Origin of the sequence: Thermococcus sp. Bubb.Bath (genome assembly GCF_012027595.1) — an archaeon.
Taxonomy (GTDB): domain Archaea; phylum Methanobacteriota_B; class Thermococci; order Thermococcales; family Thermococcaceae; genus Thermococcus.
Genome location: NZ_SNUR01000001.1, coordinates 253274 through 269564 on the forward strand (window position 1 = coordinate 253274; position 16291 = coordinate 269564).

The following is a 16291-nucleotide window of genomic DNA, read 5'->3' on the forward strand; positions in this document are numbered from 1 at the left end:
CATCACCGGAAAGGGATATTAACATCTCCTAGTTCTCCCCTTGCTTTTTTCATTTCTCTGATCTCAAGCTCAGTCTCTTCTTCGTCGAGAAAAGAGTATTCGATCCCAAGTTTGTCGAGAAGAAACGAGAGTTCTTCCAGTTTTAGCCCAAGCAACTGGGCCGCTTTCTCAAAGGTTATCTGGTGACTCACTAGAAGGCCAACTACCTTGAGGAACCGCTCTTTTTCGTGGTAGTCCTTGAAAAGGGGAAAGCTGAATACGATGCGGTCTATCTCTTCCATGCTCTCACCCACAATGTGTAGATTTTTAACCTAATAAACTTCACCGCCACATTTTTAAGCCCATCTTCAAAGGCCCTCTTATGGAGCTGTTTTACCGCGTGAGCTTTCAGGAAGTGGTGGCGGACGTGTTAAGCCTGGTTGAGGAGCGCGAGCTCTCATCGAAGCACGCATTAGAGAGGGTCTTTAAGAGGGTATCCGGAAGAGACCGCGAGAAGGCGCGCGGTTTGGCGCATGCGTACGTCTTCGAGATCGAGAAGTGGAGGGCTAAGATAAACTTCATAATCAACTCCGTCCTCAAGGGTTCAAAGATTGAAGACCTTGACCCGTATCTGGCAAATCTCCTACGCATAGGGGCCTTTGAGATACACTTCCGGAAGGTTCCTCCGGCGGTTGCTACGGACTCGATAGTCCGCGTCGTCAAGGAGAAGTTCGACTTCTCCAAAGCTAAGTTCGTCAACGCCCTAATGCACGAGATAGAGAAGTTCGACATAGAGAGAGCTTTAAAGAAGCTCAAGGAGAAGGACAGGATTGAGTGGCTCTCCGTCCGCTTCTCCCACCCGCGCTGGTATGTGGAGTACGTTATAGACCTCCTCGGCTACAACGGGGCTGTGCGGCTCCTCCTCAGCAACAATCGGCCGCAGAGATATTATGTCAGGGCGAACACGCTCAAGACCAACGTTGACTCCCTCCGAGATTACCTTGAGGAGAACGGCGTTAGGACTGCACTAACACCAGTTCCAGACGTTTTGAAGGTTCTTGAGTACAAAACACCCGTCACGAGGCTCGACTGGTACAAAGAGGGCAAGTTCGTAATCCAGGACTTGGCTTCAGCTTACGTCGTCCACGTTCTCTCTCCAGAGCCAGGAGGAAGGGTTCTGGATTTGGCAGCTGCTCCAGGCTCAAAGACCTTCCACGCGGCGGCCCTGATGGAGAATAAAGGAGAAATCGTGGCCGTTGACTACTCCTACGATAGACTGATGAGGATGAAGGAGAAGGCGAAGGTTCTTGGCGTTAAGAACGTCCGCTTCGTCCACGCTGACGGTCAGAGCTTTAGGGACAAGGAGAAGTTCGATAAGATAATTCTCGATGCGCCCTGCTCAAGCTCCGGAACCTACCGCCAGTTCCCGGAGGTGAAGTGGCGCTTCGACGACGCCAAAATCAGGAAAATCATCAGCGTCCAGAGGAACATGCTGAGGAACGCCTACGAGAACCTACTGGAAGGGGGTGAGATGACCTATTCCACCTGCTCAATTAGAATGGATGAAGACGAGGAGAACGTTCTGTTTGCGATCAACAAAGTTGGGCTTGAACTGGTGTATTACCCCTTCAGCTGGGGGGACAGGGGCTTTCTGGAGATCGGGGACAAAGTTTTCAGGGCGTGGACGCACAGGCACGACTGCAACAGCTTCTTCATAGCGAAGTTGAGAAAGTAAGTAGCTTTTTGGTTTGTTATTATTCCAAACAGTATTTAACTTTTGAAGGTTGCGTTACTAGATATCAACCATAAAATTTTTAAATATCCTCTAATTTAGAATATATGATGATTCCCATGGAAGGTTGGAAAGACCAGCTATTGAAAATATTAGTTGTTGCCCTACTTGGAGGGTATATAGTGGCTCAGGGAGGTCTTAGCTGGGCGTACTCGACAGAAGGCCTTAGTGGGAGTGGAATATCTCCAACTCTGATGGGCCAAGAATACAATAGTGTGAATCACCTTACTGTTGACCTACACTATGGACCTGGATTTGCATATGGGAATGCCTATTACCTAAGTACGCATGATAGCAACTTTATAGATGTGTACCTTGCTTCCTCAAAGATAGTTAACAGCTGGTGGCCTGACTACGAACCTGTGGAGTATCAAGTCATGATGTGGTACGGCAATGCAATTCATTCCACAACTGACCCACCTTCTAATCTCATTGGAATCTCTGATATCAGACCGCGGGGGTATGTAACAACTGGTGGTTATATAACACGTGGAGTTTCATATCAGCTTTCTTCTGGGGCTTCAGTGGGCGTGGGAAAACTTCTTGAGCTTGGTGCAGAACAGACATTTGGACTAAGCTGGTCCAGTACCGTGCCAACAGGATACTATATAGACATTGATACAAATAAGGAGGGCTACACTTACACCGCTGAGCAGATCAGGGAGGATGTTCAAAAGAAAATCTGCGAATCTGATGACACTTGTGTAGTCCTGGGGGGCGGAAACGACTGGATACTAAGATATGCTGGGGCTGTCAAAGTCACAAAGGATGAGACCTTCCCCACAACATTAAGGTTTCTTATATCCACAAGGACTCAAAACTCCCAAGCGGAGTATGTTGACAATACTCTCAGGGATCGCCCTCTGATAGTTCTCTTTGCTGTGGCAAAATACAAATCAACAAACACTTGGATTACATGGGATGACTTTAAGGTCCGAGGAATAACCTTCATACTTGGAGATAACGACCAAGCTGGAGGAGACGATGGTTACCTCTGGTACTATCGGGTTGATAAGATAACCACTTTTTCCTAACATTGGAGGTGCCATGATGAACATCGGGCCGATGGTAAAGCATTACTCGAAGGTCTTCCTCTCCTTTCTTTTCCTCGTTTTTCTCGTTGCAGTAATACCAGCGACGGCGAGCGCCATCATAAACCAGGTGACTGAGATGAGGCACGGCGAGTTTTCGGGGGAGTACTTTTCGTTCTGGTTTGTGCCGAAAGGTGACAACCATGCCGGCATCGTTTACCTGAAGAACGGAGAAGCCCTCACCGGGGCGGAACCACCTCGTCCCGTGAGGGGGTCTGGTGGTTTTTCCGTAAACGACATTCGGAGCATGTTCGCCAATGCATGGGTAATGGCCACAGAAGTTTACCTGCCGCTGTGGATTTCAGACTATTCTAAGCCTGGGAAGACTCAACAATGGACAGTTTTGGTACCCCTCGTTGGGGGGAACGGAGGGGCCGACTGCTACGTTTCGGACGAAAAGACCGCCGAGAAAATCAAAGGGACTGAGATAAAATACCATTATAGCCGCCTCGTTGGGAATGGGTATTATGATGGCATTGCAACCATAAGGGTTGGCACTGTCGGGGTGCTCTCTGGAAGCGACGAGAGGAGCAAGGTTCTTAGGGCGATTCTGAAGAGGTGGGAGAAGTACAGGGGCAATGCCTGTGTCGCATCCCCAGATTTCGCGAGAGAGTTCCTAAGACCTTACGGTATTGGGGACGACCTGGAGAATCTCTCCGTTGGCACCCAGGGGATAATAGTCATAACGGACGGGAGCCAGAGCATAGAGGATATCCATCGGGCCCTGTCCAGGGAAGCGGCCAGATACAACCTCTCCGTCGCAATGAGGGTTTTGACTCCGCGCTGGGTCTCTGCCGTTGAGTCCTCTGGGGGAAGCATCTGGGACTACCTGTGGGGGTACGTTGCCCTGCTCCTCCCGGTTTTGCCAGCCCTCCTCGTTATAATGGGGAGGGAGAAGGAAGACGAGGAGAGGATGAGGTATCTAATCTCAACCAACGGGGGAAGGAAAATCGTTCTGGATTTAATAACCGCGGGAACGGTTCTTTTTGCCCTTACACTGACGGCCCTCTTCCTCGACAGAAGGGCCTCACTCCTCTCTGTCGTCATGCTTCTGCTGATTTACACCCTCCGGAACTTCGTTGCAGGCAAGGAGTTCGGGGAAAGGTCAACTCTGGTGGTTCTTTCGTTGATTTTCCTGGGCATTTTGGGGATTGCCCTTCAGTACAACCTCCGGCTGAGGCTCTATGCATCCGGCGTTTTGGGTTACCTCTTTTCCCTTGGAAATTCCGACGCTTCTCTTTTGCTCTTCGGAGTGACCTTCAGGTACCTCCCAGAAGTCCTGGTCTCCGTGGGACTCCTCTCGCTCCTTTTCCCCCTCCTGAGACGCAGAAGGCCCCAACAAAGGGCTGCAGCAAAGCTGCTCTTCGCTGGAATGATCTCTATTGGAGTGCTTTTCCTCTACTCCTCGCTGCTGTTTTCTGCCCCCCTTGTCTCACTCGCATCCATAAGCGACTTGTATGGCGGCGGCGCGACAGGAGTAGTCAACTTCGCGAATTCGGACAACCTATCCAAGGCATACAACCTGACCCTCGGGGTCGTCTCCCAAAAGGACGTGACTTACGCCACCCTCTGGGAGGCAGGTACAGTTGTAGAGGGTAGCGGAATGACGTATTCCACCCACGGCAGGCTTTTATGCTACGCCCGTGACTTCCTGGAGTTCCTGAAGAAAGCGGGCGGAATCAGCATGAACGCCCGGCTACTCCACTCCCAGCTGTCTTCCAGTCCCGAAGGAATCATAATTCCAAAGCACTACCTTGAAGAGCTAAAAGCGGAGGGTATCGCGAAGGTTTCGGGGGGTTCCCTCACTCTCTCTGTGGTAGATGAGGGTTGGAAAGTCCACAACGTCTCTGCCCCCTATGAAACCGTTGAAATGCTCCCGGGAGGAATTGAGTCTCCCATCGTCTCGTGCCAGATTGCAAGAAGAAACGGACTGAATCCCAGGCCAGCGTACCTCCTGCTCTATGGAAACTCAAGGACAACAGGGGAAGTAATGGAAGAGGTAAACGGGACAATAATTCCGGAGTACCCCGAGGCGTTTGAAAAGCTGTGGTCAATGGGGGATGTATCCACTCATGTGGAATCTCAGTTTAAGAACCCGAGGGGCTTAATCCCTCCGCTGCTCTCGGGAGTCCTGATGGCAATCACAGGAATAGTGATGGGATTCAGGGATGGAGAGAGGCTGTCAGGACTGGCGAAGCTCATGAGGGTCAACGGAGAAGAGCCGTTGTCCTCCCTGGTTCCAGTCCTCCTGCCCACGCTGATCCTTATATTCGTTCCGGCCTCAATGATCTGGGACGGATACTCCTTTGCCTCAATGGGGTTCATCGGGAAAAAGCTGGTGTTAATAGGCCTCTCCCCATTACTTGGCGTCTTCGCAGGCCTTGCACTTTACTTCATCTTGCTATTGGGGAATATACGGGAGGTGTGAAACTTGTCTAAGGAGTGGGGTATAACCTGTGAAGGTCTCTCCGTTCAATATGACCTCGGAGGAAACCAGGCCAATGCGCTTTCGGATTTTAAAGGGTCGTTCATTCCAGGGAAAATCACCGCCGTCTTCGGCCCGAGCGGTTCCGGAAAGACGACCCTACTGAGGGTCATCGGAACTCTACTCCGGCCGACTAAAGGCATAATAAGCTACGGAGGCAGGAACCCCTACAAACTGCCAAAGAAGGAGCTCCTTAATCTCAGAAAGAACATTGGAATTTCCTTCCAGCATCCTCTCTTCGTTTCCCAGCTCACCCTCTGGGAGAACATAGAGCTGACCCTCAACTCCTCCGACAAACTTGATGAAAAGCACAGGAAACTCGCACTCTCACTGGCTGAGCAGCTTGGGATTGAGGAGCTCCTTCAGAAAAATCCTTCCCAGGTAAGCGGTGGTGAACTGAGGAGGGCTTCCATAGTCATGGCCCTCGCAAAGGATCCCGGTGTGGTAATCCTCGATGAGCCAACAGCCTATCTCGACGAGGAGTCCTCGATGGGGGTAGTTGAGCTCCTCAGGAGGCTCAAGGAAGGAGGAAAGACAGTTATACTCGCAACGCACGACCCGGAACTCATTAGGATTGCAGACGTCACATACAATCTTAGATATGGAAAGCTTGTTGAGACCTCGGACACATTTAGGGGCTTGGACAGCCTTTAATTTTTATCGAATTCCTTTTCATTTCTTGGTTCTTCAGAGGGTTAAAACCGTAGTTTTGTTAAGTAGATTGCAAAAGATTAAAGAGAACGTTCTGTCACACCAGCGGTTTCCTCCTCACCGGCCCCCAGGGTATCTCCTCCTCGAAAACCTCAGCTGTGAAGCGGTAGACCTCCGTGTCCTCATCAAGCCAGCAGTCAGGCGGAAGTCCTGCCTTCCAGCAGGTTTGGGCAAGGAACTCCTCCTCGTCCCAGTCCCACTCGACCGGAACCTGTGGTAGGAGCAGGCCAGAGTGGATGCCCTTCTCTATGAGCAGGCCGTCTCTGCCGACCTTTATGTTCTTCGGCCTCTCCTCTGGAGGTCCCTCAATGAGCTCCGGCGGTGTTAAGACGCTGACCTCTACGATGAGGTCATTGAGCTCGCTCTCCCTCACCGGCGGGAAGCGCGGGTCGTCGACTGCCGCGTAGATTGCCGCCTTTATCGTCGCCTCGACGAGGGGATATATCGGAAGGGGAAAGCCTATACAGCCGCGCAGGGCCATCTTAGGGGGAGCATGCCTGTTATTGAGTGTGACGAAGACGCCCATCTTCTCCCACAGCTCTGGCGGGGTATCCTTCGGAGGTTTGATGGTCTTTCCATGCCTCACATATTTCTCAATGGCCCTCCTCGCGAGTCTGATGAGGAACTCACCCCACTCGTCTTTTATCACAGTCATTGTTATCACCTGATACCAATTATGACTTTGGGGATTATTTAGCTTTCCCGCAAAATTTAAAAGATTGCCGAAAAAAGTTAAGTCGGGTGCCGAAATGGTTATAGTGGAGTTCGTGGTCGTTCCCCTAGGTGAGAGGAGTCTAAGCCGCTACGTGGCAGAAATAGTAAAGCTTTTAGATAGCCTAGGCGTTAAATACCAACTGACGCCGATGTCAACGATAATAGAGGTTCCAACGGTTGGAGAAGCGTTCGCAATAATCGGAGAGGCCCACGAGCTCATGTTTAAAATGGGCGCGAGGAGGGTTTCAACGACCATCAGAATAGACGACAGGCGCGACAGGAAAGTCAAGATGGAGGACAAAGTCCGCTCCGTCATGGAGAAGGTGCACTCTGGAGGATGATGCTCGTATGAAGGCCCTTGTGCTCGCAATAGACAGGGACGATGACTTCGGGAAGAAGGCGGAAGTTAAGGGGCCGATTATTGGAAAAGGAAAGTGCATAGACGCGGCTCTGAAGCTCAGTCTCGCCGATCCTGAGGACAGCGATGCAAACGTTGCTTACGCCGCTGTGAAGCTCTATGATGAACTCAAGAAGAGCGGTGAGTTTGACGATGTTGAGGTTGCCATTATAACAGGTCATCCTGATGTTGGGGTTAAGAGCGACCTTGAGCTAGCAAGACAGCTGGAGGGGGTTCTGGAGCGCTTTCCGGCGGATGGAGTTATAACCGTGACAGACGGGGCGGAAGATGAGCAGATCTTCCCGATAATCAGCTCCCGCGTTCCGATAATCAGTTCTAAAAGGGTTGTCGTCAAACAGAACGAGACCATAGAGACTACCTATTATGTAGTCTACCGCTATCTCAAGGAGATTATGAGCGACCCGGAGGCCTCGAAGGTTTTCCTGGGGATCCCCGGCTTTATCCTGTTGCTCTATGGGATAGGTAATCTCATAGCGATAAGCCAACCGGAGAGCATGAACGTGATATCTGGCATCATCAGCGGCACCCTGCTCCTCCTGATAGGGGGCTATGCCTTCACCAAAGGGTTCCGGTTCAGGATAATGGACGCTCTCGTCAACGAGTTCATTCAGGTTATCTTTGGCGTTGCGGGCCTTATAGTGGTCATATCCGGAATGATAAGGGCCTACAGCGACCTGGACGCTTACGCTCAGAGTCTGCTCCACTATCAGCCCAGTACGAGCCTCATTTCCCTCGTGCTATACATAAACTCGATAAACACGACCCTGATGGTTGGCATAGCAGTTGCCCTCATCGGAAGGATAATACAAGCCTACATGAGGCGCGATTTGCACCTCTGGTACAACGTAACGGCGCTCCTGATACTCCCGACGTTTTGGATAATACTCGACATGACAACGAGGTACGCCTTATCTGTCATTACATTCTACTCTGCCGGCACAATCCTAGAGATACTTGGGGCCCTCTTTGACGTTGCCCTCAGCATGTTGGCGGGCTCGCTACTTAGGAGATATATGATAGAATGGGCCAGGAGTGGTAAAGTTGAAGCTGGAACAGGCACTGAGAGTGTATGATGAGCTTTTAAGGAAAAAACGCAGGGAGAGCGAGTCCCTCGAGAAGGAATACATGGATAGGACTCTTGAGGTAGTCAAAGAAATATCCTCAGTTTTGAATGAGCTAGAGGCAAAGGAGCCCCCCTCAAAGGTAGATCCAACCCTGCTTAAGATAACCCTCCGGGAGAGAAGGGCGTATGTCTCCACGATGAGGAAGGCCATTGACCGCCTGTCATCAATGGAAGACCTGGGAAAACGCCTTCAGGAACTCTCCAGAATTCACACGGGGCACGGCAGGTACACGCTGACGCTCTTTGAGAAGGACGTTTACAGGATAAACAAACTTTTGAAAGAGCTGGGGGAGCTCTACGCCGAATACTCTGCCAAAAAGGCTTCGATAGAGGCTGGTCTACCAGAGCTTCATATCTCTGAAATTCTGCAGGAGATTCAAACTGTTAGGGCGGAACTGGAGCAACTCGAAAGGGAGCTTGCTGACCTGAAGGAGGAGAAGCTCAGGCTTGAAAGGGAGAGGACGTCCAGGGTGGGCCCAGGAGAGGAACTGTTGGAGAGGAAACGGAAGCTGGAGCTAAGAATTAGAACACTGGAGACGGAAGTGCGCTCGAAAGCCTCCAAACTCCAAAAACCTATGAAACGGATGAGGCTCCCAGAAGCGGAGCCGTTTCTCAGAAGCAGTTCATACGTACTCGAGCATCCGGAGGACTTTCTGAACCTGCTGGAGAAGGTCAAACCGAGGCTTGATGGGAAGTACAGAAAAAGCGCGGAGTGGCTCCTCAAAAATCTTCCAGGGAAGGAAAAAGAGATTCGCGAACTAAAAGCCGAGCACGAGCGCCTGGAGTCAGAAGTTGAGTCAAAGGCCAAAGAAAGGAGGAACGCCGAGCACGAACTGGCTGCTATAGAGGAACACCTAATGGGGATCAAGGAGAACGTTTCCAAGCTCAGGAAGAGGCTTAATTCCCTCACCGAGGAACTGGAAAAAGAGCTTTCCGTCTTGGGCAAGGTGGTCGGTGAAGAGGTCGAGCCCCCCGGAGAAAGGTTTATGAATTAGGCAGCCCTAATTCTTTTGGTGATGAGAATGTTCAAGGTCGACCGCTTACGCTTCGGAACCGCCGGGATACCTCTTTCAACGCCGAAGCGCTCAACCATAGATGGGATAATCCACGTCAGGAACCTGGGATTGGACGCTATGGAGCTTGAGTTCGTTAGAGGAGTGAACCTGAAGCCGGAACTCGCCAAGAAGATAAAGTACGTTGCCAAGAAGAACGATGTCCTCCTCACCGCCCACGCGCCGTACTACATCAACCTCAACGCGAAGGAGAAGGAGAAAGTTGAGGCAAGCAAGAAAAGGATAATCCAGAGCGCTGAGAGGCTTTACGAAGCTGGCGGCTGGAGCGTTGTCTTTCACGCTGGATATTACCTAAAACAGCCTCCAGAGAGCGTCTACCAGAGGATTTTGAACGAACTCAAGGACATACAGAGGGAGCTCATGGACAGGGGAATAAAAGTCTGGGTTAGACCGGAACTGACCGGAAAACCCACCCAGTTCGGAGACCTTAGGGAGATAGTGAAGCTCAGCGAGGAGCTTGAGATGGTTCTGCCCACGATAGACTTCGCGCATGCGCACGCGAGGAACAAAGGAAAGTGCAACAGCACCGAGGAGTGGCGCGAGATGCTCTCCTTCATGGAGGACAGGCTGGGCAGGGAGGTCCTCAACAACATGCACATCCACATGAGCGGAATAGAGTACACCGATAAAGGCGAGAAGAACCACCTGCCCCTCAGGGAGAGCGACATGAACTGGGAGGACCTTCTCAAGGTTCTGAAGGAGTTCAGGGTTAAGGGCGTCGTTGTGAGCGAGAGTCCAAACATCGAAGAGGACGCGCTGCTGATGAAGAGGAAGTATGAGGAGGAGATAAAGGTTTAGTAAGCCTCCGCGAGGCCCGGCTGGGAGTACCACCTGTGCTCCTCTGTCTCAATGTGGAGGTCGAGGGGCTCAAGAGGCTTCACCTCGTAGCCCTTCTTCTGTCCCCACTTTTCTATCTGCCTCAGGACCGCCCTGATGCCCACCCTGGCGAGGGGATAGAAGGGTACCAAGAAAAGCTTGCTGTTGACGAGCTTTGGAAGCTCGTTGGCGACCTCTTTTGCCAGGTGCCTCCAGGCGTAGTAGAGGTGGAGGAACTGACCGTAGGTTATCATCTCGTCAATCCTGTAGAACTCCTGGTCTCTGAGTAGACCCATGGGGACAAAGGAGAGAGGGGTTACGGTGAAGTGCGCCCTGTTGCCGAGCTTTTCTTTGAGTTCTTTTTCCATCGTGATTATGAGCCTCGCCGTCATTATTTCGTAGTCATCGGTGTCCCCGGGAAGACCGAGTATTGTGGTGTAGGCGGGGAACCAGTAGTTCTTGTTCAGGACGTAGGTTCCGTTCAGGAGAACCCACGGCCACTCCTCGGGAGAGAAGGGCTTCATCTTGTTGTTCATGTACTTCCCTATCAGCTCTGGTGAGGCCGTCTCAAAGCCCACCTGTATCCCAACCCAGTGGCGGGGGTCCGCATCAACTATCCTTGAGATGGTCTCTATCATCCCCGGGGCGGCCAGCGCACCGGCAACCGTTCCATGGGTTGGGTTCACGTTCCTCGTGTACTTCCTAGCCATCTCGAAGAGCTCCACTACCGCCTCTTCATTTGGGTAGAAGTTCTTCCTGTCCTCGACTTTGTAGAGGAAGATGTCCTCGCTGTGGAGCCAGGCATGGTCTATTCCAGCGTTGACGTTGAGGCTTATCTCCCGCTCTATCCTCTCGAGGGGCATGTCCCTTGCGACCCTGAGGTTCGGCTCGCAGAAGCGGCAGCCCCTTCCGCAGCCCCTCATCACCTCGACGAGCCCCTTGTAGGAGGGGGCCACTATGGCCGGGATCTCCTCCACCCTCGGCCAGCTTTTAATGAGAACCGTCTCGTCCGCGCTCCCGCTCTCGATGTCCCTGAAGAGACGCCCGGCTATGTGGTCAACCTCGCCCATCACGACGTGGTCTATCCTCAGTTTCTCTCTGACTTCCCTTCTGAAGTCAAGTTGCCACGCGCCTGGTCCACCGACGACTATCCTGAACTTCACGCCTTTCGAGTCCCTGACCCTGTTTATCCTCTCCACGAGCTCCCTGAACTTGACGCTCGTGTAGTTCTCCCACTGCCCCCCGTTGGTGAACATCATGCTCACTGGTCCAAGTCCAAGGGGGTCCATCTCATAGATGGCCACGATTGTTGTATCGTTCCCTATGAACCTCTCAACTGCCCTTGGATGAGCAACCACGACCTCGTCCCTTTTGAAGCCGTCCCTGAGCAGGGCGGCCTCGACCTTCCTGAGACCGTAGGGAGCCTGACCGAGCACCCCGCTCTCGTCCGGCAACTGGGTGTCAAGAAAAGAGTAAATCCACGCCGGAAACTTTCCATATGGGGCGCAGCCGAGGAAATCCAAGAGGGGGATGTCATGATAAGTGCTCGTCAGCGTCTCATCGGTCGTCAGCACGACCCTGACCACCCCCATCACCTCCATGTGTATGTTAAGGTAGATCTCATATATACGCTTTTCGAATTTCATAGAAGTTATTGATAAAAACTTGGAATCCACCAACTATCAACTACTAGTGAGTATAAATATGAATACTCAAAACTAACCGCGCTCTATCCTTCCATACTTCTCTAGGATTTCAATAATTTCATCAACTGGCAGTGAGTATCTCACGTGCCCGTTTCCCTCAACGGTCTTGGCCTGCAGGAGAGCGTTTATTATCGCCTCTTCCGTCGCTTCCGCTGTAGCCCTGAAAAGGCTACTTAAGCCGTTGTCCGGCAGAAAGCTCAGCAGTTCAGGCTCTCTCCCGATCGGCACGGTTTGGGCAGTTGAGAAGGCCAGTACAACGTCGCCACTCCCATGATAAGCATAGCCTCCGGTTCTTGCAAGGCCAAGAATCGCCCTCTTCGCAAGCCTCTTCAACTGCCTCGCAGTCAGGGGAGCGTCGGTGGCAACCACCATCGAGATGCTGCCCTTGCCGGAGGTGCCTCTGCCCGGGTAATCTTTCAGAAGCTCTCCGACTGGAACGCTGGCTATCGTCAGATCTTCCCTCCTCCCGAAGTTAGCCAGAGCGAACACTCCGACGGTGTACACCTCCCCATCTACCTCTACCACCCGTGAGGAAGAGCCTATCCCTCCCTTGAACTCAAAGGCGCTCATTCCGGTTCCCGCTCCAATGGCGCCTTCCTTGAAGTCCAGCGAAGCGCTCTCGACGGCCTCAAAGTAGTGTTCCTCCTTAACTGCCATCTTTCTGATATTGTTGAGGTAAGAGTCGTTGCACTCCATGACGACGGGAGAGACACTCTTTAAATCTGGATTGAGGTCGATCATGTGCCTAACCATCGCGCTGGCTACAGTATAAACGCTCAGTGTGTTCGTCAGGGCTATTGGAGTTTCAATGTAGCCGAGTTCCTCAACCTGGACGAAGCCTATGGGCTTGGAAAATCCGTTCATGATGAAGGTGGAAGCAAAGAGCTTCTCCCGGAAGGGGTTTTTCACGGGGGGCAAGAGCACTGTAACGCCAGTCCTGATGTCGTCGCCATCGAAGAGTGTTTTGTGCCCGATCTTGACGCCGAGGTCGGCTATCGAGTTCCTTCTTCCGTGATCATGGAAACCTATCCTTATGCCAAGGTCAGGGGCCTTCATCTCAATCCCCACAGCAGTAGGATGAGAAGTTTTTAAGGCTAGCTTTAAAAGGCTCTCCCCCGAAATAGGGTGGGCAATGAAGAGTAGCAAGCATACTGAAACCCAAGAATGATGACGTGAACACCCTCCGAGCCCGGCAAAGTTTTTAGCCATTACCCTCTATGGTGGAAGGGGAGCACCATGGGCCTGCTGGGAAAGTTCTTCGGGAGAAAAAGGGAGCCGCTTGAGGAGGGGATTGAGATCGTATCCAGGCATCCAGTGGCCTCTTTTCATGTCGAGAGTGTTCTCCGGATCGGGGAAAAGGTGACCATCATCGGAACCGTGGAGGGCGGCATGGTTTATCCAGGGTACAAGGTCAAGGGAAAGAAAAACGCGGCGCTCGTGTACATAATCGAGAAAGACCGGAAACGCGTTGAGTACGCGGTTGATGGTGATAAGGTCGCTCTGATTCTGGAGGGCAGGATAGAGACCAAGAAGGGGGACACCCTTGAGGTTTATCAATCCTGAGGTGGTGAAGATGATAATCTGGGAAGACCACTTTCACGTCGACCCGTATCACGGCCTCTTTCTGGATGCCGTGAAACAGTTCCACAAAGCGGGGGGTACTCACCTCGTCGTGGTCTACAAGAGCGCCCACGACTACGGCTTTCCAGGGCTTAAGGCCGAGGACTTCATGAAGGCGATGGACTTTCACATTGAGCTCGTCGAGAGGATAAACAGTGATACTCCGGTGAAGGCTTACGCCGTCGTTGGGGTCCATCCGGCGGAGTTCGACTATCTGGCGAGGCAGAAAGGCCGTGAGTACGCGAAAAACGAGGTCATGAAGGCTTTAGATTATGCCCAGAAGCTATGCTTTGAAGGAAAGGCGATAGGAATCGGCGAGATAGGTAGGCCCCACTACGAAGTTCCAGAGGATATCTGGGAAGCAAGCATAGAGCTGATGAAGTACGGGATGAGCCTCGCAAAGGAAGCCGACTGCGCGGTTCAGCTGCACACAGAGAGCTTCGACGAGGAGAAGTTCAGGGAGCTTGGGAGATATGTGAAGGAAGTTGGGATAAAGCCCTACAAAGTCGTCAAACACTTCTCGCCGCCGCTCGTGAAAGTGGCCGAGGAAGTCGGAGTTTTTCCGAGCGTGATAGCGAGCAGAAAGAACATCAAGGAGGCCATAAAGCAGGGGAACCGCTTCATGATGGAGACCGATTACATAGACGACAGGAGAAGGCCCGGCGCTGTCCTGGGGCCGAAAACAGTCCCCAAGAGGACGAAGGCCTTCCTCCAGAACGGGCTCTTCACAGAGGAAGACGTCTACAAAATCCATGTCGAGAATCCTGAGAAGGTTTACGGGATAGAACTGGAGGAGTGAGGTGGGAGTATGGAGCAGAGGACGCACAAGATGACGTCCGAGAGGCTTGTAGGAAGGCCCACAAAGATCGGGCCGCCAGAGGCCGAGGTAGTTCTGAAGACAACGGAGGAGATGGCCGTCGATGAGTACGGCCTTGTCCACGGCGGCTTCACTTTCGGATTGGCCGACTACACGGCCATGTTGGCCGTGAACGAGCCGACAGTTGTCCTCGGAAAGGCTGAGGCAAGGTTCCTCAAGCCGGTAAAGGCTGGCGAGAAGCTTCTAGCGAAGGCTAGAATCGTTGAGGACTTGGGTAAAAAGAAGATAGTCCAAGGGGAGGTCCTCAACGAAAAGGGCGAGAAGGTCTTCGAAGGCACCTTCCACTGCTACGTTCTGGAGAAGCACGTGCTCGAGTGACCCAAAATTTTTATTCCTAAATATCGAAATCCGATATCGGTGTTCGATATGATACGGCGGGTTCTCCCCGGCTTCATGGGCCTCCACGTACTCCACCACGCGAGTGGGGGAGAGGTAACGGGAAAGCTCATGATGGAGGAACTGGCGAAGCACGGCTACAAAACGAGCCCAGGAACGATATACCCCCTCCTCCACAGAATGGAGGATATGGGGCTCCTGAAGAGCAGAAGCGAAGTGAGGAACGGAAGGCGCGTTCGCCTCTACCGGGCTACACCGAGAGGGGAGAAGCTCCTCAGAGAGGCCAAAGAGAAGGTTAGAGAGCTCTGTATGGAGATTCTGAGGGAGTGAAGGATGAAAAGCGAAGAAAAAAGCGAAATCGAGAGAAAAATCTTTGGAATAAGCTGGAATGTCTTTCTCCTTGGAATCGTCAGCTTTCTCAACGACATGAGCAGCGAGATGATAAACCCGATAGTACCGAGCTATTTGATGGACGTTCTCGGCGAGGGAAAGCTCGCAAGCGGTTCGATTATGGGTGCTATTGAGAGCATGAGCTCCCTCTTCAAAGTGGCCTTCGGTTATGTGAGCGACCGTTTTAAAAAACGAAAGGCCTTTGTTTTCGCCGGCTACACAATATCCACCTTCTCAAAGGGAGCCCTCGCCTTCGCAAGGTACTGGTGGGACTTCCTTACGTGGAGGGCCCTTGATAGGATTGGAAAGGGCGTTAGAACGGCCCCAAGGGACGCTTTAATAGCTGAATCCAGCGAGAAAGGCAAATCTGGCAAGTCCTTCGGCTTCCACAGGATGATGGACACGCTGGGCGCGGTGACCGGCCCTCTAGTCGCTATAGGGCTTATGAAGCTCCTAGCGGGATTTCCGAAGGAGACAGCCTACAGGTACGTGTTCCTCCTTTCAGCCGTACCCGGCATAATCGCCCTCTTTGTCATTGTTCTCTTTGTAAAGGACAAAGGGAAGGAGGTCAAAAAGAAGATAACCGGCATCTCAGCTCTAAGAGACAGAGACCTTCAGCTCTTCCTCGGTGTCGTGGCCATCGGAGCCCTTGGAAGGTACAGCTACGCCTTTACCCTCTGGAAAGCGGAGGAACTTGGCTACACTGTGGTTCAGGGGATGGCTTTCTACGCGCTCTTTAACCTCATCTACGCGCTCTCCGCTTATCCCATGGGGGCGTACTCCGACAGGTTCGGGAAGAAGAGGATGATAACCCTGGGCTTTGGGGTTGCGGCTTTGGCCTCATTAACGTTCGCCTACGCCCGCAGTCTGTCCACTCTCCTAGCAGCCTTCGTCCTCTACGGCCTCTACATAGCCATTGAGGATACCGTCCCGAGGGCATACATGGCCGACCTCGCCCGTGAGTACGAGAAGGGAACGGTCATAGGTGCCTACCACACGGTCTTTGGGGTCTTCGTGTTTCCCGCGTCAGTCATAGCAGGCTGGCTGTGGAAGAGCTACTCCCTAACATACAGTTTCCTCTTCTCCGCCGTGATGGACGCGGTAGCTCTCCTCTTGATGTTGCTCCTCCGCGAACGCTGATGTCATAATGACGAATTCTC

17 protein-coding genes are annotated in these 16291 nt (G+C 52.3%); 13 read left to right on the forward strand and 4 right to left on the reverse strand.

What is annotated here, in order from left to right; translation table 11 throughout:
- Positions 1–2: 2 nt before the first annotated feature.
- On the reverse strand, positions 3–281 hold the full coding sequence (locus tag E3E29_RS01345; RefSeq protein ID WP_167909169.1) for a hypothetical protein: 279 nt from the start codon (positions 279–281) through the stop codon (positions 3–5).
- Between the two features lie 80 nt (positions 282–361).
- Here E3E29_RS01345 and E3E29_RS01350 point away from each other — a divergent pair, with 80 nt between their 5' ends.
- The 4 genes from E3E29_RS01350 (at position 362) to E3E29_RS01365 (ending at position 6001) form a co-directional block, all read left to right on the forward strand.
- Positions 362–1714 (forward strand): RsmB/NOP family class I SAM-dependent RNA methyltransferase, encoded by a 1353-nt coding sequence (locus E3E29_RS01350; RefSeq protein ID WP_167909170.1) that lies wholly within the window; start codon positions 362–364, stop codon positions 1712–1714.
- 107 nt (positions 1715–1821) lie between these two features.
- A complete protein-coding gene (locus tag E3E29_RS01355) occupies positions 1822–2805 on the forward strand; it encodes a hypothetical protein (protein WP_167909171.1) in 984 nt (327 codons plus the stop codon).
- 16 nt (positions 2806–2821) lie between these two features.
- Positions 2822–5290 (forward strand): hypothetical protein, encoded by a 2469-nt coding sequence (locus E3E29_RS01360; RefSeq protein ID WP_167909172.1) that lies wholly within the window; start codon positions 2822–2824, stop codon positions 5288–5290.
- Positions 5291–5293: 3 nt separating this feature from the next.
- A complete protein-coding gene (locus E3E29_RS01365; RefSeq protein WP_167909173.1) occupies positions 5294–6001 on the forward strand; it encodes an ATP-binding cassette domain-containing protein in 708 nt (235 codons plus the stop codon).
- Between the two features lie 94 nt (positions 6002–6095).
- Here E3E29_RS01365 and E3E29_RS01370 read toward each other — a convergent pair whose 3' ends face one another.
- Positions 6096–6713 (reverse strand): TIGR00296 family protein, encoded by a 618-nt coding sequence (locus E3E29_RS01370; protein WP_167909777.1) that lies wholly within the window; start codon positions 6711–6713, stop codon positions 6096–6098.
- A 94-nt stretch (positions 6714–6807) separates the two neighbouring features.
- Between E3E29_RS01370 and E3E29_RS01375 the strand changes: the two genes are divergently transcribed.
- The 4 genes from E3E29_RS01375 to E3E29_RS01390 are packed head-to-tail and all read left to right on the forward strand — an operon-like array spanning position 6808 to position 10184.
- Positions 6808–7113 (forward strand): MTH1187 family thiamine-binding protein, encoded by a 306-nt coding sequence (locus E3E29_RS01375; protein ID WP_167909174.1) that lies wholly within the window; start codon positions 6808–6810, stop codon positions 7111–7113.
- A 7-nt stretch (positions 7114–7120) separates the two neighbouring features.
- The gene (locus tag E3E29_RS01380; RefSeq protein WP_167909175.1) at positions 7121–8263 is read left to right on the forward strand and encodes a DUF373 family protein; all 1143 of its coding nucleotides are present in this window, start codon (positions 7121–7123) and stop codon (positions 8261–8263) included.
- Entirely contained in the window at positions 8232–9308 is a 1077-nt protein-coding gene (locus E3E29_RS01385) for a DNA repair protein Rad50 (RefSeq protein WP_167909176.1), read from the forward strand. Before E3E29_RS01380 ends, E3E29_RS01385 begins: the two co-directional genes overlap by 32 nt.
- A 27-nt stretch (positions 9309–9335) precedes the next feature.
- Positions 9336–10184: a deoxyribonuclease IV gene (locus tag E3E29_RS01390; protein ID WP_167909778.1), complete on the forward strand. Its 849-nt coding sequence runs from the start codon at positions 9336–9338 to the stop codon at positions 10182–10184.
- Here E3E29_RS01390 and E3E29_RS01395 read toward each other — a convergent pair.
- Positions 10181–11803 (reverse strand): radical SAM protein, encoded by a 1623-nt coding sequence (locus E3E29_RS01395; protein WP_206205740.1) that lies wholly within the window; start codon positions 11801–11803, stop codon positions 10181–10183. The two genes, E3E29_RS01390 and E3E29_RS01395, sit on opposite strands and share 4 nt — an antisense overlap.
- A 117-nt stretch (positions 11804–11920) precedes the next feature.
- The gene (locus E3E29_RS01400) at positions 11921–12964 is read right to left on the reverse strand and encodes a P1 family peptidase (protein WP_167909177.1); all 1044 of its coding nucleotides are present in this window, start codon (positions 12962–12964) and stop codon (positions 11921–11923) included.
- A 180-nt stretch (positions 12965–13144) separates the two neighbouring features.
- Between E3E29_RS01400 and pbp11 the strand changes: the two genes are divergently transcribed.
- From pbp11 to E3E29_RS01425, 5 genes are read left to right on the forward strand one after another with little or no spacing between them, the layout of a single operon-like run.
- Positions 13145–13471, forward strand: a complete 327-nt coding sequence (gene pbp11 / locus E3E29_RS01405) for a tRNA-binding protein Pbp11 (protein WP_167909178.1) — start codon at positions 13145–13147, stop codon at positions 13469–13471.
- Positions 13472–13481: 10 nt separating this feature from the next.
- Positions 13482–14327: a TatD family hydrolase gene (locus E3E29_RS01410; protein WP_167909780.1), complete on the forward strand. Its 846-nt coding sequence runs from the start codon at positions 13482–13484 to the stop codon at positions 14325–14327.
- A 9-nt stretch (positions 14328–14336) separates the two neighbouring features.
- Complete coding sequence (locus E3E29_RS01415; RefSeq protein WP_167909179.1) at positions 14337–14723, forward strand: PaaI family thioesterase; 387 nt, start codon at positions 14337–14339, stop codon at positions 14721–14723.
- Between the two features lie 48 nt (positions 14724–14771).
- The gene (locus tag E3E29_RS01420; protein ID WP_167909781.1) at positions 14772–15071 is read left to right on the forward strand and encodes a PadR family transcriptional regulator; all 300 of its coding nucleotides are present in this window, start codon (positions 14772–14774) and stop codon (positions 15069–15071) included.
- Between the two features lie 3 nt (positions 15072–15074).
- Positions 15075–16271 (forward strand): MFS transporter, encoded by a 1197-nt coding sequence (locus tag E3E29_RS01425; RefSeq protein ID WP_167909180.1) that lies wholly within the window; start codon positions 15075–15077, stop codon positions 16269–16271.
- The last annotated feature ends 20 nt before the right edge of the window (positions 16272–16291 follow it).